The sequence below is a fragment of the Rossellomorea sp. ABR4_004 genome (assembly GCF_056159585.1).
In genome coordinates, this window is record NZ_JBSWVM010000001.1 from 440,525 (window position 1) to 459,257 (window position 18,733).

The window sequence follows — 18,733 nt, forward strand, 5'->3', positions numbered from 1 at the left end:
CTCCTTAGGTTCCCAGCAAGAGAATTGATAAGTGGTTCTGGTTTCATAGCCCAGGCGGGAACAGAAATAGGAGGTCTTCTGATCAGTCTTGACATCTCGAATGTGAATACAAGTTGCACAGCAATGATAAGTATTCGCCACGACCTTCCTCCTTCTTTTCTTTAAGCTTGAATCTGTTCGAGTTGCTCCAAATCACACTTTAGCTTGTTCAGGTCCTGAACGGTCTCTAATGCATCTATATTTGAATTGATCTGCTCCATCACCTGAATCAACATTTCTTCTTTAAGCGTATCAAACTCTCTGTTTAAATACGAAACTCCCCAATCTTCCAGCCGTACCTGCTCCTGTTCTAAATAGCGATCTGCAGGCACTTGAAGTAATTCTTCCAATTTTTCCTGAACAAGCTTTTTTCCGCCTTGTTCAAAGAAATGCTTAGGATTCTTAAATGAAGAAAAGGCTTCTTTGAATAGTCGCAGCTCTGTTTGTTTAAATGCGTTCTCAAATTCAATGGTACTTTCGTTTTTGTAATCCTGAGGAGAAAATACGAGTTCTTTCTCCACCTGTTGAATCATTTCTTCAAGCACCAGCCACTGCTCACTCAGTACTTTCTGAATGAACTGCTGAATGCGAAGGGAAGTTGCTCTCATTTCCTGCGCCAGATCAAATCCGACACTTACAAGAAATTCCTTCAATCCTTCCTTTATCGCTTGGGATTGGTTGGAGTATTGCAGAAATATTCCTGAATGGAAGGCTTCCTTATAAAAATCGGATACCCGGAAAAATACCCTTTGCTTCACGTAATAGACAAGTTCCTTTGATTCTTGCTGCATTTCGACTTCAAGTGGGTGTACGGATTTGGCATCGATAAGTGAGCGAACCTCAACCTTTGCACTGTTCAGCTCCTGTTTGCGTACTTCCTTATACGCTTTATCACTTGAAGCTGTATGAATATATTGTTTAAATCGTTTCAGGCCTCTATCCCACTCACTGAGAGCGGACTCAATACTCATGCTTACTAATTCATTCTGTATAAATGTTTTGAATTCCTTCTTAAATAGATCCATTCCTGACTTCTCAGAATCTGATTCTCTTAGAGCCTGGAGAGAAGATACCCCAAAGATCCTTGGAAAACGGATTCCATATTGAATCAGCTGCGTCTCCACATAGTCGATCACTTCATTCTTTTCCTCCTCGTCGCTTGCAAGATCGATGGCATTGACGACAAAGAACATTTTATCTAATTCAAACGTGTCCTTCACCCGGCCCAATTGAATGAGGAATTCACGGTCTGCCTTGGCAAAAGCATGGTTGTAATAGGTCACAAATAGGATCGCATCGGCATTTTTGATATATTCAAATGCTACTCCCGTATGACGTGCGTTAATTGAATCTGCTCCTGGTGTATCGACGAGTGTGATTCCCTGCCTAGTGATCTCACAATCGTAATAAAGATCGATGGACTCCACAAAACAAGCTTGAGCTTCATTGGCTACAAATCCTCTATACTCTTCAAGGTTGGCCATTTTTGTCATTCCAAGACTTTCTTTAAAGGTCGGATAACCATTATAAAAAGCCTGCAGGAATGAAAGGTGTACATTTTCCTTACCGCTGCCTTCACTCGTTAAAGCAGGGACAACCTCCATAGCTTCATCCAGTGTTGAAACACTGCGATTGAAATAGGATAGAGAATGAACAATGTCTTGAAATAGCTGGTCGTACGTCTTGATTTGGACATGAGCGGTCTCATGCTCACCGACTTCTGATACGGGATTGATTCGATTGATGGAGGCCGTTGTCGGATTCGGACTCACCGGGAGTATTTTCTTCCCTAATAGTGCATTGGCAAATGATGATTTCCCCGCACTAAACGCACCGAATAATGCGATGGTAAAGGATTGATTGGACAGTCGCTCTTTCTTTCCTTCTAATAAATCTGCCGTCTTTCCAAAACCATTGTATTTCCTGAATACACGGGTCATCGTTTCTAAACGTTCGATAACCTCTTCAATAGAAGCTTGTTGGTCTTGTTGTGACTTCGGCGAAAACTCTTCCCTCGTTCGAATTGTTTTCTCTTTCTGCGCAGTCTCCATGTCAGGAGCAGTAATATAATCTTCCGCTGTTGCTTTCCATTTCTCTATCCATTGTTTGATCACAAGATCAGCCTGACTTTGCTCGACTTTAACACTCATTAACTTTCCAAGTTGAGTGACCTTCTCTTCATGCAATGCGTTCCATTGATAGATGAATGCTGTTTTCTTTTGGAGTTCCTTAAGTTCTTCCTCTAAAGTTGAATTCTCTTCTGAAGAGGTGCTTTTAATTTCATTCAACGCTGCTTCAATCAAATCATTTGTATAGGCCCTGGCTTTCCTCTTTAACTCTTCAGAAAGATCATCACAGTATTGGAGAACGTAATCACTCGTTATTCCTGCACCAGGTTTGATCATATCGATGAGGAATTGTTCATTCACTTCAAGAGATAATTGATCCCACTTCAAGCGTTGGTCTGATGAAGGAATGTATTCTTTCTCCATGGTTTTTCCCAATGTCTTCAGATGCCATTCTAATTGAGATTCAATCCGTGTATTTATATCTTCTTTAAACTTCCGGATCCTGACAGCTTTTTCGTCTTCTGTTTTTTGTTTTGAAAATAAAAATCCTACTTTAAAGTCTGATTGTGTGCTTTCCAGAAAATCCTTCGCTAATTCTCTCGTTTCAAACGGCATTAAATACGCATTTTTGAGAATTTCCCTTCTTTCTTCCTCAAAATTCTCTTTTATCACTTTTACGTTTCCTCTGGCTAATGTTTCAATCAAGCTTTTCTCAGTCAGAAGAAGGGAGTCTTTGTCATTCCATTCTTCAGGTGTCAAGATGTTTCTTCCTTTTTCCTCGATTTTTCCGAGTTCTTCCTCATACCACTTTTCATGCTCAGACCTCAATTGGGAGATGGCCGATTCTGCAGAAGCTTCAATCAGTTCACTTTTCTTCTTCACCTGCTCTTCAATCAATGATTCTAATTTCTCAAGATCATTATGAGGATGATGTGGGGCTTTTAGACTTGTAAAAAACATCCCATTGGGTACAACACCCCAAGATGCAAAGGAATTCTCTACACTTTCTTTAAAGTCGCTGAATGACAATTCTTCCTCCTGGTGCTTATCAATCTGATTTACAATGAGATACAGCTTGACTCCATGACGGATCATTTCCTTTGTGAACTCGAAGTTCACCTGAGATTGAACATGGTTATAATCCATCACATAAAAGACGGCGTCGGCGAGGTGGATGGCCGATTCCGTTGATAGTCTGTGGGCATCATCCGTACTGTCTACACCCGGTGTATCTAAAATAGAGACACCCTCCGGCATCTCACTTTTGCTACGACCTATTTCAACAGAGTATACTTCCTCACCGTTTTTGCAAAAGTCCTTAATGGTGGCAAACTCATACGGTGCCTGAAAGTATAGGTTTTGGGAATGATGATAATGAATTTTTGCGAAATCCGTTGGTGCATGGTGCACCTTTACTAAATTTGCACTGGTAGGGATTGGACTAGACGGGAGGATTTCTTCTCCCATTAAGTAATTGATCATCGTTGACTTCCCTGCAGAGAAATGGCCGCAAAAGGCTAGAATCAATTCATGGTTGTGTAATTTCTCCGCTAATCTTTCTACCTTTGCAGCCCGCTCGTCGTCTCCGGATTGAAGGAACCGATCGTGGTAGGCTGTAAGTTGTTGCAATGTATTATGTAATTGTGTACTTTTATGCTTTATCTGACTCATTATACTAGTTCCTTTCTGTTTTCAGAAAAATGGTAACGGTTTTATTTTATCGTATTTATCTCAATTTCTCTATGAAATCATATCAAGCAAAGGAAATAATGATAACGGTATCAGTATATGCAGATGTTGTATTGAGTGAAAAAACAAAAAAGCCCTCTTCCGGAGAAGAAGGCTATGTATCTATCGCGTTGTGTCGGTTGCAATCAGGTTTGAATGAACAAAAGTTTTTGAGTTTTTCTGGTATGAAGATATTTTCTTTTTATTTGCTGAATCCTTCATCACATTTGATAAAACATACTTCATCATGAAGCCATACACTATTACAGTAAATACGATCAGAAACCATACCATATTAGTCCCCACCCTTTTGTTAATATATAAATGAGAATAATTTTCATCTTCAATTAGAATCTTATCAAAAACGATAATCATTTTCAATAAGAAAATTATTTTTCTTTTTTGAATAGGGGAATCCAGCCTTTTGTATGGAGATGAATCCTTTCGTAATCGGTTTCAATCCGGAGGGCTTTTTCCTCCAATGGAATCCTGATAGAGAGAATGAATTGATTCAATAGTGCAAAGATAAAAAGTGTCCAATAAGCATTAAAGAGCAATGGCACAACTAAGAATTCCAATGTAACGATAAAATAATTAGGATGTTTCAAATATTTATAAGGACCTTTCGCGACCACTTCAGCGTTCGGAAGCACAATGATCTTCGTATTCCAATACTTCCCGAGGGAAGAAATCACCCATATTCTTCCCAGCTGGGTTAGGATAAAACCAGTCAACAGGAGCGGCCAATAGGCATTAACTCCTTTATGAAAGATCCCTCCTTCTATTAATAAAGAAACAAAAAACGCTATATGGATGGCAACCATCATTTTATAATGGGACTCTCCATATTCTTTAGCTCCCTGATCCTTCATCCACTTTTCATTTGACTTGGCAATGAATAGCTCCACAAACCTTTGAATCATCAGTACGAAAAAAAACAGAATGAAATAGAGCATCATTCCCACCTCATCAAAAGCAGCTCTGAACTAAATCCAGGTCCTAAAGCGGTACCTAACCCTATATCTCCACGCTCACAGCCTTTATTCATAAATTCCTTCAGCACATACAAGATGGTTACAGAAGACATATTCCCATATTCCTTCAATACCTTCATAGATTCAGAGGTCATACTTTCATCAATCCCTAAAGCTTCCTGATAGGCTTCAATTACTTTCCTGCCGCCGGGATGAGCTACAAAATGGTTAATGTCTTCAAGCCTAAGACCATTATCGTTGATGAATCCCTCCACATTCGGACGGAGCCAGTTCCTTACAAGTGTTGGAATATCCTTTGAAAACACCACATACAGTCCATTATTCTTTACTTCCCACCCCATCACATCAAGGGAATCCCGGAGCAGTGTCGACTGAGTGGCAAATATGGTTGGCAAAGGATGCGAAATGCCTTTAAGCACTGGACTATCATCACCACATATAACGGCACAAGCCACCCCATCCGCAAATAACGATGTACCAATCAGATTGCTCTTTGACCGATCTCCATGCTGAAAGGTGAGAGAACAAAGTTCAATGGAAAGGACGAGGACATTCGCTTTAGGAAATGCTAAACAGTATTCATAGGCACGTGACAATCCACTCGCTCCACCTGCACACCCCAATCCCCAAATTGGTATTCGTTTTACATGAGGTGAGAATGGCAGATGATTCATGATTCTCGCTTCGAGACTTGGTGTCGCTATCCCTGAGGTTGATATCGTAATAATCGCATCAATATTTTCTAATGTAAGTTGATGTCGGGATAAGCTCTTCTTAACAACTTTGCTGCCTAATTCAACTGCATGATGAATGAATTCATCATTTTTTTCTTGAAAGGTATGCTCTTCTGAGAACCAGTCGATATCTTTTACGAAATAACGGCTGTCTATTTCACCATTTTCAAACACGGAGAGAAGACGTCCGATATCTTTAAAATTTTTGGAAAACAACTGTTTCGCAAATTCTGCCGCTTCTTTTTGCGTAATTTTCACAGGGGGAATCTCGGTTTCGACTGAGAGAATTTTGGGCATAATCAAATCACTCCTTACACTTCCATGTAAGGATAGCTTTTCCATCCACTCAAAAATCATGTATTGGATTCCTCTTCTTTTACAAAAGGAGTGATTAAATCCTCCAAAAAGTTCATTATTATGAAAATAATACTAAATTACACATCTTTAGTACCGGGTATTATGGTATGATTACAGTGACAAAATAGCGGAGGATACGACATGATTTTAACGAGAAGTGTAACAGATATTTTAAATAGTTCAATTGAAGCCATTAAAGGGGTGATCCCCTTATACATTGACGTTTTACAGCCCTCGTTATTGACTGAGCCCTTTAGTCAGCATAAAATCGGTGTACTCATTGGAATTACCGGGGATGTAAGGGGCCGAATGATTCTAGATGGTGAAGAAGAGTGCTTTCGTTCCCTGGGGGCTTCAATGTTCGGTATGCCATTAGAAGGAGAAATGCTTGAATCTTTTGCAGGTGAATTAGGAAATATGATTGCAGGCAACCTTGCAACTCTATTAGCTCAAGCCGGCCATACCCTGGACATCACTCCCCCTACCGTCATTGTTGGTCAATCAAAAATGTACGGGTTCGAAAAAGCCCTAAAGCTGCCCATAGTCATTGAGAATGTGGGACATTTCTTAGTGATTCTAATGATTGAATAATTGCCCTGAAATAGATAAAAGGCTAACCTCAAGTATGTTGGTTAGCCTTTTAATGTTTAGAAACCTTGAATCGTCATGCCGCCATCTACATAAATGGTTTGACCGGTTACATAATTCGAAGCATCCGAGGATAGGAAAACAGCCGGTCCCACAAGTTCTTCCAGTTCACCGATTCTTTTTAAAGGTGTTACGGCCAAAATATCATTTACATATTCTTCATTTTGCAATAATTCTGCCGTTAATGGTGTTTTAAAATACCAAGGCCCGATACTATTCACATTGATATTGTATTTTCCCCATTCCATGGCTAAAACCTTCGTCATTTGAATCATGGCTGCTTTCGTCGAAGCATACACAACCCCCGTACGTAAGGCAACATGACCAGCAACAGACGCTATGTTAATGATTTTCCCCTGCTTCTTTTCCTTCATATGTTTACCTGTTTCCTGACTCATCATAAAAGCGGATTTTAAATTTGTATCCATGATGGTTTGCCACTCTTGATCCGTAACCTCAAGGGCAGTTGAACGGATATTCATTCCTGCGTTATTAATCAGAATATCAATGGAACGTTTTTGATCTTCTATGTAAGCAATCGCTTTTCGAATTTCTTCCCTTGATGTTATATCTGTAGGGATGATATATGATTTTCTACCCAGCTTATCTATTTCACTTGCCACATCTTCTAAATCATTCCGCGTTCTAGATAGCAGGACAACATCCGCTCCTGCTTCTGCTAAACCAATACTGAGAGCTCGTCCAATTCCACGGCCTGCCCCGGTGACCACTGCCAATTTATCGTTTAATGAAAATGAAGGTAAATACATCCTCACACCACCTTACCCATTATTTGAATCTTCTATATATTAACACAGTCCTTTTATTGATAAAACTTTAACCGTTTTTCTTATTTCCTTGTCCATTTTGAACATGAATATTGATTTTCCCCTCGACATCAATGTGACATTGAGGACAAACCGTTTTCTCAGAATATATCTGACAGCATTGTTTACAATAATATTTTTCCATCGAATAGCCTCCCATAAATTGCCCACTCATACACTCTATGCACATTCTTGACAGATGTGAACCAGTTGAGGGGCCAATCCCTTCATGACTTCACATTTTTTTCACAATATTTCAAGTAACCTGTGACATTTATCACAGATTCATAGCGGTTTACACCTTTATGATAGTGATAACAAAATCAATCATCCAATGAATGGAAGGAATGAGATATATGCCGAAACCGGAATTTCATCAAAAAACAGAGGTTAAGGTCGAAGAGTCTACTTCTTTAAAAGGCACTTTTACTTCCGTCCTGTTTTTAGGCGGATTTTTAGTGCTTACATGGCTAGGGGTATTCATCCTATTTTTAAATCGTTTTTAATACTGAAGGAGTGGTATACATGCACATGCATCGTTATGAAAAATGGTGGTTAACGTTAGGAACAGGGGCTCTTATTTTATTTTTAATTATTTTAGGCATCAGTGCTTTTCACCAAGGACATCAACCTCCAAGCGCGAAGGCATACGTCAATCCCGAGCAAGTGGATAAAACCTCGCCTTTTAACGAGCCGGGGTTGAAGAAAGTAGAGGGAAAGGCTTGGGATTACGAATTAGTGTTTGTCGCATCTGCCTTTCTTTACACGCCCGGGGAAATCGAAATACCAAAAGGATCTACTCTTAAGGTCATCGCCACAACAAAAGATGTAGTTCACGGATTTGAAGTTGCAGGAACAAATATTAATATGATGCTTGAACCAGGGTTTGTTAGTGAATATACTACAACCCTTGATAAGTCAGGGGAATTTCTCGTTGTCTGTAATGAATATTGTGGTGTAGGTCATCACACAATGAAATCTATGATTAAGGTGGTGGACTAAAATGAAACAATTTGTAAGGATTGATAAAAGAGATGCTACATTGGCGATGGCACATATTTATGTAGGATTTATTGCCTTGGTTCTAGGAGGATTAGCAGGATTATTACAAGTGCTGGTAAGGTCAGGAAAGTTCACATTGCCTGCAGGGATCGGCTATTATCAGGTGTTAACGGTTCACGGTGTATTACTGGGATTAGTATTGACCACTTTCTTCATCTTAGGATTCCAGCATGCTGCCATTTCGCGAACTTCCGGCACCTATTCCGGGAAATCCCGCTTGTTTGGCTGGTTAGGCTTCTGGGTTATGCTTATCGGCACAATCATGGCCGCTGTTATGATTCTATTAAATGAAGCAACTGTACTTTACACTTTCTATGCTCCTTTGCAGGCCCACTGGATATTCTACTTAGGGTTGACCTTCGTCGTTGTTGGAAGCTGGTTGGGCGGAGCCGGCATGATCATCAAATATGTAAGCTGGCGAAAAGAAAACCCTGGACAACCAAGCCCTCTGTTAACATTCATGGCCATCATCAATACCGTCTTATGGATTGTCGCCACCATTGGTGTGGCTGGAACCGTTTTATTCCAGCTACTTCCTTGGTCTCTTGGTCTCGTTGATCGGGTAGATGTACTTGTTAGCAGAACATTATTCTGGTATTTCGGTCATCCCCTTGTATATTTTTGGCTGCTGCCTGCCTATATGGCATGGTATGTCATCATTCCAAAAATCATTGGCGGAAAAATATTTTCAGATTCGTTAGCCAGACTTTCCTTTATATTGTTCCTCCTATTCTCTATCCCGGTTGGTTTTCATCACCAATTAGTGGAACCGGGAATCGACGCGTATTGGAAGTTTTTACAGGTTGTTCTTACCTTTATGGTTGTCATCCCTTCCTTGATGACTGCATTTTCTCTGTTCGCAACCTTTGAAATGTACGGCAGATCAAAAGGAGCAACCGGATTGTTTGGATGGTTTAAAAAGTTACCATGGGGAGATGCACGCTTTACAGTGCCATTTATCGGCATGGTTGCCTTTATCCCTGCAGGAGCAGGTGGATTAATCAATGCATCGAACCAGATGAACCAGGTTGTTCATAACACCATCTGGGTGACCGGTCACTTTCACTTAACCTTGGCTACCTCTGTTGTGTTAACGTTTTTCGGTATTGCCTATTGGCTCGTACCTCATTTAACAGGACGCGTCTTGACGAAAGCAATGAATAAGCTGGCGATCGTGCAAGCCATTGTGTGGTCTGCAGGAATGGGCATCATGTCAGGTGCCATGCATGCTGCCGGCTTACTCGGAGCCCCAAGAAGATCCTCCTTTTCAACTTATGGGGACGCACCGCAAGCCCTTGAATGGATTCCATATCAAATCGCACAAGCCATCGGGGGGACGATCCTTTTTATAGGTATCATTCTGGTTCTATACATCTTTATCAATCTGGCATTCTTCGCACCTAAAGGAGAGGAAGAATTCCCGGTCGGTGAAAAAGCTGAAGCCGCTGAGAAAACACCAATGGCTCTTGAAAACTGGAGGATTTGGTTAACCATCTTAGCAGCTCTCATTCTCGTTGCCTATACCGTTCCATTCATAGACATGATTCAAAATGCTCCTCCTGCATCTAAGGGATATCGTTTGTGGTAAATAGAAAAGCGGAGGCGGCTCGCCCTGGGGCGACAAGCATAAGACGAGTAACCCAAAAAGGCGCTCTTTGCCTTTTTGGGTTACTTGGCTTATGACCTCGAGCCTCTAAGCCCTGGAGCTGGACATCGCGAAAAGCGGAAGGGCTTTGCCCAGAGGCGACAAGCATAAGGCGGCCCCACCGGAAAGGCGCTCTTTGCCTTTTTGGTGGGGCTGACTTATGACCTCGAGCCTCTAAGCCCTGGAGCTGGACATCGCGAAAAGCGGAAGGGCTTTGCCCAGAGGCGACAAGCATAAGGCGGCCCCACCGGAAAGGCGCTCTTTGCCTTTTTGGTGGGGCTGACTTATGACCTCGAGCCTCTAAGCCCTGGAGCTGGACATCGCGAAAAGCGGAGGCGGCTCGCCCTGGGGCGACAAGCATAAGACGAGTAACCCGGAAAGGCTCTCTTTGCCTTTTTGGGTTACTTGGCTTATGACCTCGAGCCTCTAAGACCTGGAGCTGGACATCGCGAAAAGCGGAGGCGGCTTGGGCAGGAACGAAATAACTAAATGTATACTAATAGAAAAGAGGCTGCCTCGGGCAGCCTCTTTTCTATTTCTCTTTAATTGGAACAAACAACTCTAATTTCCGCTTATCTTCCGTTTCGTTGATCTCTCTATCCTGAGATAGATACTTCTCGACACTCAGTCTGGAGTAGTCTTTTTCATACCCATTTTCCTTAATCCAATGAAAGATCGAAAAGTATGCTTGTTCTACTTCCGTTGACAGCCCTTCATAAAGAGCGTGAGCATAGACGCCTGCAGGGAGAGACAGTTCCACTAACCCTGGTGGAAGCTTTTCCACACGATCAACCTCTACCGTACAATAATACGTAAAATCAGTCGCTCTGTCATGGAAAGGAGCGTATATGCATTCATCTTCATCTCCATTGATATGGTGAATGGATGGGATCATCTGTAGAAACTTAGTGAATAGTCTCGGGATCTCAGCCCCTCTTCCATACGGACCTGTCCAGCCTATTCCAACAAGCAATTTATCCTCTAATGATGCAACGTTAACTTCCATGATTTTGCCTCCAATGTATTCGTTAATTCAAGGAATATACCTTTGAATACTTCTCCGTTAAATAGTCGGCCAAGTACTTTGCATTAAGCCCTTCTCCGGTCACTTCCCTGATGATTTCCAGCGGTTTTTTCATCTTGCCCCACTGATGGACGTTTGTTGTCAGCCATTCTCTGATGGGAGCAAGATTCCCCTCTTCCAACAGCTCTTCGTAATGAGGAAGATCTTTTAACATAGCGCGTTTAAACTGTGCAGCGTACATATATCCTAATGCATAAGACGGAAAGTAACCGAAGCTCCCACCGGCCCAATGAACATCTTGAAGGACACCTTCACCGTTATGGGAAGGGCGGATACCCAAGTACTCTTCATATTTCTGATTCCAGATTTCAGGTAGATCCTTCACGTCAATCTCATCATTAAATAATCCCTTTTCTATTTCATACCGGATGATAATATGTAACGCGTACGTTAGTTCATCCGCTTCGATTCGGATTAAGGATGGCTTCGATTCATTGATTGCCCGATAGAAATCGTCCTGTTCAACGGAATCAAACTGTCCTGAAGAGAAATCCTTCAGTAATGAATAATTATGCTTCCAGAAAGAATGATCTCTTCCTACAAAGTTTTCATAGAACAGAGATTGAGATTCATGAATCCCCATAGACGTTCCAGTGCATAGTGGCGTACCAATCAAATCCTTGGAAATGTTCTGCTCATACAGAGCATGTCCACCTTCATGGATTGTCCCGAACACGGCTGTTCTCCAATCCTTCTCGTCATATTTAGTTGTTACCCTAACATCACCAGGGTTTAAACCAATCGCAAATGGATGGACCGTCTCATCCAATCTCCCTGAGTTGAAATCATACCCCATTTGCTCAAGGATCTTTAAGCTGAAATCCTTTTGCTTATCCTTTGGAAAGTGTTCAAAGAGGAAATCAGTATGTGGCTTATGTTCCGATTCGGAAATCTTATGTACAAGCGGGACAATTTGATCTCGAAGGTCGCCAAATACATTGTCTAACACTTCAACGGTTACACCTGGCTCATACATATCCAGTAACGTATTATATTTGTTACCTTCGTAGCCCCAATAATCAATAAAGCGTTTCGTAAATGCAACCAGTTTTTCTAAATAGGGCTGAAACATAGAGAAATCCGCTTTTTCTTTGGCTTCTTCCCATACACCTTCAGCTTTCGATTGTAACACCACGTATTCCCTATATTCAGAAGCGGGAATTTTTTTATTCCGATCATACTCTTTTTGACACTCTTCTAACAGCTTTTGTGTCATGTTATCCAATTTTTCCATTTCTGGCGACAGTTTAGTCAGGTATGCAGCCATTTCATTTGAGGTCGACATTTCAAAAAGCTCAGATGAAAGCATCCCGATGACTTCAGATCGTTGTTCAACGCCATTTTTCGGAGCACCTGTCCGTAAATCCCAGAACATCAAACCAAGTGCTTCGTTGTAGGCAGACATTTTTTTTACATAATCATGGAAACGATCTCTTATTTCTATTACTGATTCTTTCATTCTAAAAATAGCCCCCTTTTTTTAACATTCAATCTATTTTATCATATTTTTCTGGCAACTTGGGTTAGAAAGATTGATAGAGAGACGATTAGAGAAGTCATAGTAGTCGAAGAGGAGATGTCTCTTCATACAGAAAAAAACCGCCCAATTCAGGCGGCTCTTTCAACACTTTATGAATTCAACACTTCAATTCCAACTGGTAATACGGATTCTACCAACTGTTTATGTGCTGCTTCATGACCGTTAACCAAAACATGAACGCTTCCTTTGTCCTCGCTCGTCCGAATCAATCGACCAATTCCCTGTCTCAGCCGAAGGAGCATGTAGGGAATATCCACTTCTTCCACTGAGTTTTCAGCATGATTTCGTTTCGCATCAAACACAGGATCTTTAGGAGGGAATGGGAGGGAGTAGATAACGACTTGGGAAAGTGACTCTCCAGGCACGTCCAAGCCTTCCCATAAATGATAGGAGCAAAGAACTGTAAAGGTTTCCTGCTGGAACTGCTGTACGGTTTCACTAATCTCCCTGTCACCTTCATAAATCACATTCCAGCCCTGGTTTCCCTGCTGCTTTTGATATTGTCTAAAAACATTCATTTCTTCCTTAGTAGAGAAGAGAATCAACGACTTCCCTTGATTTTTCTTCAACATGTCAAAGGCATACTGATTTTTAGAATCCCTGCCTTCTTCCAATGAAGGAAGAAAAGCTTTCATCATGTCTTCGTATTCATAAGGAGACTCTACCGAGAACCTTTCATATTTTTCAATCCCCAGCGATTGAGAAACATAAGAGAAGTCTCCACTATAAGAAAGGGTGGCAGAAGAGAAAATAAATGGGATATTTTGAGAAAAAACTTGTTCTCTCAATATTTCTTCCACCAATCTTGGCATCACTACAAAGGTATGCTCTTCTTCTGACGTTTCCAACCAATAGATTCCTTTTTCATCATCTATGAATAGTTTCAAGGAAAACTGAATCTGCTCAAGATACTCTTCCATTACCTTCAGTAAATAATCATCCATGACATACATTTCAGATTCAAAGACAAGTTCATTTAAGAGATTTTCAATTTTCTCAGTCAGCGCTCTTCCTTGCCGTAATATGGCTTCGGAACGCGAAATGTATTGTCTCTCAGAACCAGTCTCTCCTTTGGATTCTTTCTCCAGGAGTTCGAACCACTTTTCATTATCCAGAATGATATCTTCAATGACATACAACGTTTCTTCCCTCATATCAGACGCTGAAAGCTTCTCCAGTAAGCCTTCAAGGGTCTCCATCCTCATGCGGTAAGTCATCGCTTTTTGAGAAGCAAATTCCAATAAGTGACCTTCGTCAAATACAACAGAACTCGCTTCTGGCAGAAGTGGCAGTTGCCCTTCCCGTTTGCGAGAGTCTTTCGTCCAAATATGTTCCATATAAAAATCATGGGAACAGATAATCAAGTCTGATGCCCCCCGGTAATGTTCACGATGAAGGGTAAGGCCACAGCGATGGCGATAAGAACAAGACATACAGTCCTGAAGAGAATCCCAGCCAACTTGATTCCATTCTTCATCAGATAGATGAGCATATTCTTTTCTATCCCCATAATGACTAAAACTTCTCATGGAAGAATTATCGTGTACAAAACCCGGTAATTCCTCCCATATGTCCTGGTACCCCTCGTTTTTGGGGGTATTTTCTTCAAGTTTTTTTATACATAGATATTGTTCTCTGGACTTCGCCAATCGAACATCTATATCAAGATCCAGTGCTTTCTCAAGCTTCTGTATATCCCCTTCTTTTTTCACAATCTGCTCAATGAGCGTTTCATCCGCACACGCAATGATAGCCGGTTTGCCAGTATATCTGGCAAATGATAACGCATATAATAGGTAGACAAGGGTTTTCCCCGTACCTACACCTGCCTCTGCAAACATAACCTGCTTATTTTTATAGGCTTGATTTAGCTGAAAGGCCATAAATACCTGTTCATCCCGTAAATCAAATCCCTTTTCAGGCAATAGATCATAAAACACGTCACCGACCCAGTCGGATAATGCTTCATAAAATGATTGCTCCTTGGTTAATTCAAATGGTAATTTTCTTCTCATGAGGACCTCCTGCGTTACACAATATTTCTAATTTACTAGAATTCTTTCTTATTGAAAAGGGATAACCGTAATTTATTTAATTGAAGGCCTTAACAAAAGAAAAGAGACGCTCCATACAAGGGTAGATCTACCACTTGTATGGATGTCCCTAGTCTCCCGAGAATGCACTCAGTCGTATATTCTCTTTTTTCTTAACAATTCATATTGAAAAGCCTGATCAAGGTTTTTCGCTGCTTCATCCAAGCCTGCTTGAATGGCTGCTCCTTCTTCTCCTGAAATGGAAGAAATAGAGCTTTGTAATGCCTGATAGATTTTGTGGTAATCGATGAAGGAATGGTCCATCCTCTTTCACTCCTCTGAAAATGATAGAACTATTATACGCAGGAAGTGAAAGGGATATTCTGAACTTCTTTTCTTTTTTTCGAGAACCTGAAATGATTATCCTTTTCTAGGCGGACGTGGGCCAAAGTATTGATAATAATCTGTTCGAATGAATCCGTTAAACAATTTTCGTTTTTTCGTCGCTTGTTTACCATAGCATTGTTCAAAGTTTTCATGGGAAGTCATCATGTAAACAGACCAAGTATCGAGCTTCTCGAAAGCTCTCCCCATTTCCTGGTACATTCTTTCTACTTCTTTCCTTTCTCCCAAACGTTCACCATAAGGAGGGTTTCCGACGATGATGCCATATTCCAGTTCTGAAGTGAAGTCTCTGACTTGCATTTGTTTAAATTTCACCAAGTCTCCAAGCCCTGCTTCCATTGCATTCTCTTTGGAAACTTCGATCATTCTGTGATCGATGTCCGTACCCAGTATTTCAAGAGGCTGATCGTAGTTAGCCAGATCCTCTGCTTCCAAACGTGTTTTCTCCCAGACCTCAGCAGGCATCATTGGCCAGTTCTCTGACAAAAACTCACGATTGAATCCTGGAGCAATATTTTGCCCGATCAAGGCCGCTTCAATCGGAATGGTTCCAGACCCGCAAAATGGATCTACAAATGGACGGTCAGGGTTCCATGTCGTTAATTGGATAAGGGCAGCTGCCAGTGTTTCCTTTAAAGGAGCCTCACCTTGTCCGATTCGATAACCCCTCTTATGAAGACCTTGTCCACTCGTATCCAGGGTGATGCTTGCCACATCTTTATGGATCGCCACCTCGATTTTAAACAAGGGACCGGTTTCGTCAAGCCACGATGTACGTCTGTATGCTGTACGTAAACGCTCAACGATTGCTTTTTTTACGATCGCCTGGCAATCAGGAACACTGTATAGCTTCGATTTGACCGATTTCCCCTGAACAGGAAATTCCGCGTCTACTGGGAGGAAGTTTTCCCATGGCAGGTTTTTTGTATTTTCAAATAGTTCATCAAAGGAGTACGCTTTAAAATCTCCGACGAGAATCTTGATCCTGTCAGCTGTTCTTAGCCACATATTGGCTCTTGCGATAGCCGTTTCGTCCCCTTTGAAGATGACTTTCCCGTTCTCTACCTGACATTCATAGCCCAGGTCCTTTACTTCTTTCGCAACAATCGCTTCCAACCCCATTGCTGCCGTTGCAATTAATGTATATGTACTCATATTCGTCACCCCGTTAATCATTATCTTTATTCCAATAGTATAGTCTTGTTTCCTTAAATATAAAAAGGACTGATACAAAAGAGCAGTGTATTACCTGCATGTATCAGTCACTTGCATTATTTAGTCCTTATTGCTCTTATCCCGTAATAGTGTTCTGTAAGCCATGTTTTGTTCCGTTGTACTACAAACGACTTTTCGTCTCGTACTCGGGTGGTAATCATCTATCTACAAAGGAAGCTCCTTTGTCCCTCTCTTCGTTCGTTTCCTCTGAGAGGGTTCCCCTACCTAATTTTGGGTTTCTCGCTCGTGGGGTTTACCTCGTTCCACTCCTGCCATTTCTAACAGGACTTCGTCACTGTGGCACTTTCAAGGTAGTCACACCATATCCAAAGGACTTAGGTGTTTTCCCTGCCGTCAACTCAAAACTTGAGCTGCCCTAGCTTATGAATTGGCTAGGCACGATCACTACGTGCATCTCAGCACCGTGCGAGCATGGACTTTCCTCTACAACTTAACGTTGCAGCGATTACCCGAACACCATTAAGGATCAGCAATAACTAACTATACAGTAGTTCTTCCAAGTATTCAACTGGAAATATCAGTCATACAATTTGTTTCCAAATACATGTTTCTCTAAATTAGACAAGCGCTTAAGAATATCGAAATTCGTTGTACCTGTCTGTTGAGCAGGAGCAGCGGAGCGTTGTTTACTTGCTCCTTCCACTTGTTTCTTTAATCGCAGGTTCTCTTGTTGCAGATCTTCTATTTCTTGATGGAAGGTTTCATAATCTTTAATAATCAAATCTAAAAATTTATCTACGTCTTCTGGTTTATATCCCCGCATACCACTTTTGAATTCTTTTTCGAGGATATCCTTTGCGGTTAATTTCACTTTATCTGAGATCATTATATTCACCTCTATATTTATCACTATCATTTTTTCAAATAACCATCAGTTTGTCAATTATAATTGTTTTCGGGGCTATACAATTCCGAAAGTGTTAATGAGTGATAAAACAACCTCTACTCAATCTTCCACTGCTCTTCTTCGACGACCCATTGCAGATCATGGAATGTGATCGCCCTAATTTCAAAGGAAGGATCACTTTCTTTCTTCTTCTTCGCTTCTTGATAGAAGTACTTGGGTGAGCCTTCTTTTTCTTCATCGTACAGTATCACTAATGCTTGGCTTTTTTGCAAGAATAACTGATTTTTGTTTCGGAATTGCTGTGGACTCTTGTAAGGTTCTTTTGAGATTGATTCGACAAAATCAGCTTGAGAAAGAATGAGCTCATAGTACTCTTTATTCACATCGTTCCAATTTTCTTCTTGGGAGAGAAAAGGAGTTAATATAGCCAGTTTAAGATCAGGATAATCTTCCTGAAGCTCAAAAACCACTTCTGCCCCCCAAAGCTCAACCCCAAGTTGCCCACTAATGAGTACCCATTCTAAATCTTCATCCAAAAGAGAAACTAATTCTTTCTTTAGAGCCTGCTTTATGTAGTAAATTGATTGGTCATCTTGCTTGAAAATTCCTAGTTCAAAGGATTTATATCCGGTTATGCATGCAACATTACTCAAATGCAAAACTCCTTCATTAAACTTTCAGGACACAGACTGTTTCTCTTTAAAGCTTAGTGTGTCCCAATCCTTTACACTCTATTGTAACATATTTTACGAATTGCGATGTCAAGATATCAGTCTATTCTATACTAATTCACCATCATAAAGAAGAGATGACTCTAATCGTTATTAGTCACTTTTTGCAGAGTGACACAGTGTATCACTCTGCAATTGAAACTAACCTCTTAGAGGCATCCCTCGGAAGTCTTCACTCAGAAAATTATCGTCCCATACCGTATGGTCCGAATGGTGGTCTTGGACGCGGTCCGGGTCCAAATCCTGGGCCAAACCCCGGTCCTCCTGGGCCTCCTGGGCCTTGAGGTCCTCCTGGTCCACCCGGTCCACCGCCACAGTTGAAATGTTGGTGTGAAACACTGTCTACTTGTGATTGTGTTTGTGGGAAATAATGTTTATGTTGATACATAACATTATTTACATTTGTCGTGTGAGTAGGGTGAATGTGTGGCACCTCATAGGTGTTGCATGACTGATTCACACAACATTTTGTCGGGTGCATGACTGCAGGAAGTACTTGATTAGGTCTTGGTCTTTTATACATAGAAACGCTCTCCTTTCATCTCTTAGTTGTTACACTAATAGCCTATGAAACGAAGAGGGTACATGTACTAATGCAAATACCTATTTTTAGGAAAACATTTTGCAGGCTTACATAAAGCTATATAAACTTTCCGGATAATTGGTAAAAACAAAAGCCGTTAAACCAATGACGACAAAGAACAAAATTAAGATCGCTCGGTTCATTTTCATCATCCCATCTAAATATTAAAT

Annotated in this window: 16 protein-coding genes and 1 other RNA gene; 3 read left to right on the forward strand and 14 right to left on the reverse strand. The window is 41.0% G+C overall.

All coding sequences use genetic code 11. The annotated features are described in order from the left end of the window. Window positions 1-161: 161 nt before the first annotated feature. From ACXAF2_RS02490 to ACXAF2_RS02500, 3 genes are all read right to left on the reverse strand, one after another. Window positions 162-3,779, reverse strand: a complete 3,618-nt coding sequence (locus ACXAF2_RS02490; RefSeq protein WP_475137234.1) for a dynamin family protein — start codon at window positions 3,777-3,779, stop codon at window positions 162-164. Between the two features lie 446 nt (window positions 3,780-4,225). Beyond that, a complete protein-coding gene (locus tag ACXAF2_RS02495; RefSeq protein ID WP_475137235.1) occupies window positions 4,226-4,792 on the reverse strand; it encodes an isoprenylcysteine carboxyl methyltransferase family protein in 567 nt (188 codons plus the stop codon). Further along, window positions 4,792-5,862, reverse strand: coding sequence for a type III polyketide synthase (locus ACXAF2_RS02500; RefSeq protein WP_475137236.1), 1,071 nt, complete (start codon window positions 5,860-5,862; stop codon window positions 4,792-4,794). Before ACXAF2_RS02500 ends, ACXAF2_RS02495 begins: the two co-directional genes overlap by 1 nt. A 201-nt stretch (window positions 5,863-6,063) precedes the next feature. Here ACXAF2_RS02500 and ACXAF2_RS02505 point away from each other — a divergent pair, with 201 nt between their 5' ends. Then, entirely contained in the window at window positions 6,064-6,513 is a 450-nt protein-coding gene (locus ACXAF2_RS02505) for a chemotaxis protein CheX (RefSeq protein ID WP_475137237.1), read from the forward strand. Window positions 6,514-6,569: 56 nt separating this feature from the next. On the opposite strand, the gene ACXAF2_RS02510 is transcribed toward ACXAF2_RS02505, so the two are convergent. Both ACXAF2_RS02510 and ACXAF2_RS02515 read right to left on the reverse strand, forming a co-directional pair. Further along, entirely contained in the window at window positions 6,570-7,340 is a 771-nt protein-coding gene (locus ACXAF2_RS02510; protein ID WP_475137238.1) for an SDR family NAD(P)-dependent oxidoreductase, read from the reverse strand. Between the two features lie 67 nt (window positions 7,341-7,407). Further along, entirely contained in the window at window positions 7,408-7,542 is a 135-nt protein-coding gene (locus ACXAF2_RS02515) for a hypothetical protein (RefSeq protein WP_262371776.1), read from the reverse strand. A 380-nt stretch (window positions 7,543-7,922) separates the two neighbouring features. Here ACXAF2_RS02515 and ACXAF2_RS02520 point away from each other — a divergent pair, with 380 nt between their 5' ends. Both ACXAF2_RS02520 and ACXAF2_RS02525 read left to right on the forward strand, forming a co-directional pair. Continuing rightward, a complete protein-coding gene (locus ACXAF2_RS02520) occupies window positions 7,923-8,399 on the forward strand; it encodes a cytochrome c oxidase subunit II (RefSeq protein ID WP_475137239.1) in 477 nt (158 codons plus the stop codon). A gap of 1 nt (window position 8,400) precedes the next feature. Next, complete coding sequence (locus ACXAF2_RS02525; RefSeq protein ID WP_475137240.1) at window positions 8,401-10,047, forward strand: b(o/a)3-type cytochrome-c oxidase subunit 1; 1,647 nt, start codon at window positions 8,401-8,403, stop codon at window positions 10,045-10,047. Window positions 10,048-10,636: 589 nt separating this feature from the next. Here ACXAF2_RS02525 and ACXAF2_RS02530 read toward each other — a convergent pair. The 9 genes from ACXAF2_RS02530 to ACXAF2_RS02570 all read right to left on the reverse strand — a co-directional run bounded on the left by ACXAF2_RS02530 (window position 10,637) and on the right by ACXAF2_RS02570 (window position 18,503). Beyond that, a complete protein-coding gene (locus ACXAF2_RS02530; RefSeq protein ID WP_475137241.1) occupies window positions 10,637-11,110 on the reverse strand; it encodes a GyrI-like domain-containing protein in 474 nt (157 codons plus the stop codon). Between the two features lie 22 nt (window positions 11,111-11,132). Then, the gene (locus ACXAF2_RS02535; protein ID WP_475137242.1) at window positions 11,133-12,647 is read right to left on the reverse strand and encodes a carboxypeptidase M32; all 1,515 of its coding nucleotides are present in this window, start codon (window positions 12,645-12,647) and stop codon (window positions 11,133-11,135) included. 170 nt (window positions 12,648-12,817) lie between these two features. Next, on the reverse strand, window positions 12,818-14,743 hold the full coding sequence (locus ACXAF2_RS02540; RefSeq protein ID WP_475137243.1) for an ATP-dependent DNA helicase: 1,926 nt from the start codon (window positions 14,741-14,743) through the stop codon (window positions 12,818-12,820). A 168-nt stretch (window positions 14,744-14,911) separates the two neighbouring features. Further along, window positions 14,912-15,085 (reverse strand): hypothetical protein, encoded by a 174-nt coding sequence (locus tag ACXAF2_RS02545; protein ID WP_475137244.1) that lies wholly within the window; start codon window positions 15,083-15,085, stop codon window positions 14,912-14,914. Between the two features lie 96 nt (window positions 15,086-15,181). Continuing rightward, a complete protein-coding gene (locus tag ACXAF2_RS02550; RefSeq protein WP_475137245.1) occupies window positions 15,182-16,321 on the reverse strand; it encodes a THUMP domain-containing class I SAM-dependent RNA methyltransferase in 1,140 nt (379 codons plus the stop codon). Window positions 16,322-16,473: 152 nt separating this feature from the next. Continuing rightward, window positions 16,474-16,859: RNase P RNA component class B (gene rnpB, locus ACXAF2_RS02555), an RNA gene on the reverse strand. Between the two features lie 60 nt (window positions 16,860-16,919). After that, window positions 16,920-17,228, reverse strand: a complete 309-nt coding sequence (gpsB, locus tag ACXAF2_RS02560) for a cell division regulator GpsB (protein WP_113970666.1) — start codon at window positions 17,226-17,228, stop codon at window positions 16,920-16,922. Window positions 17,229-17,344: 116 nt separating this feature from the next. Further along, complete coding sequence (locus ACXAF2_RS02565) at window positions 17,345-17,902, reverse strand: SLOG family protein (RefSeq protein WP_475137246.1); 558 nt, start codon at window positions 17,900-17,902, stop codon at window positions 17,345-17,347. A gap of 262 nt (window positions 17,903-18,164) precedes the next feature. Beyond that, the gene (locus ACXAF2_RS02570; protein ID WP_148969429.1) at window positions 18,165-18,503 is read right to left on the reverse strand and encodes a CotD family spore coat protein; all 339 of its coding nucleotides are present in this window, start codon (window positions 18,501-18,503) and stop codon (window positions 18,165-18,167) included. Window positions 18,504-18,733 lie beyond the last annotated feature (230 nt).

Coding starts and splice junctions, on each gene's coding strand:
- ACXAF2_RS02525 (WP_475137240.1), top strand. CDS start 8,401: ATGAAACAATTTGTAAGGATTGATAAAAGAGATGCTACATTGGCGATG.
- ACXAF2_RS02520 (WP_475137239.1), top strand. CDS start 7,923: ATGCACATGCATCGTTATGAAAAATGGTGGTTAACGTTAGGAACAGGG.
- ACXAF2_RS02530 (WP_475137241.1), bottom strand. CDS start 11,110: ATGGAAGTTAACGTTGCATCATTAGAGGATAAATTGCTTGTTGGAATA.
- ACXAF2_RS02490 (WP_475137234.1), bottom strand. CDS start 3,779: ATGAGTCAGATAAAGCATAAAAGTACACAATTACATAATACATTGCAA.
- ACXAF2_RS02570 (WP_148969429.1), bottom strand. CDS start 18,503: ATGTATAAAAGACCAAGACCTAATCAAGTACTTCCTGCAGTCATGCAC.
- ACXAF2_RS02550 (WP_475137245.1), bottom strand. CDS start 16,321: ATGAGTACATATACATTAATTGCAACGGCAGCAATGGGGTTGGAAGCG.
- ACXAF2_RS02515 (WP_262371776.1), bottom strand. CDS start 7,542: ATGGAAAAATATTATTGTAAACAATGCTGTCAGATATATTCTGAGAAA.
- ACXAF2_RS02540 (WP_475137243.1), bottom strand. CDS start 14,743: ATGAGAAGAAAATTACCATTTGAATTAACCAAGGAGCAATCATTTTAT.
- gpsB (WP_113970666.1), bottom strand. CDS start 17,228: ATGATCTCAGATAAAGTGAAATTAACCGCAAAGGATATCCTCGAAAAA.
- ACXAF2_RS02505 (WP_475137237.1), top strand. CDS start 6,064: ATGATTTTAACGAGAAGTGTAACAGATATTTTAAATAGTTCAATTGAA.
- ACXAF2_RS02500 (WP_475137236.1), bottom strand. CDS start 5,862: ATGCCCAAAATTCTCTCAGTCGAAACCGAGATTCCCCCTGTGAAAATT.
- ACXAF2_RS02510 (WP_475137238.1), bottom strand. CDS start 7,340: ATGTATTTACCTTCATTTTCATTAAACGATAAATTGGCAGTGGTCACC.
- ACXAF2_RS02495 (WP_475137235.1), bottom strand. CDS start 4,792: ATGCTCTATTTCATTCTGTTTTTTTTCGTACTGATGATTCAAAGGTTT.
- ACXAF2_RS02535 (WP_475137242.1), bottom strand. CDS start 12,647: ATGAAAGAATCAGTAATAGAAATAAGAGATCGTTTCCATGATTATGTA.
- ACXAF2_RS02545 (WP_475137244.1), bottom strand. CDS start 15,085: ATGGACCATTCCTTCATCGATTACCACAAAATCTATCAGGCATTACAA.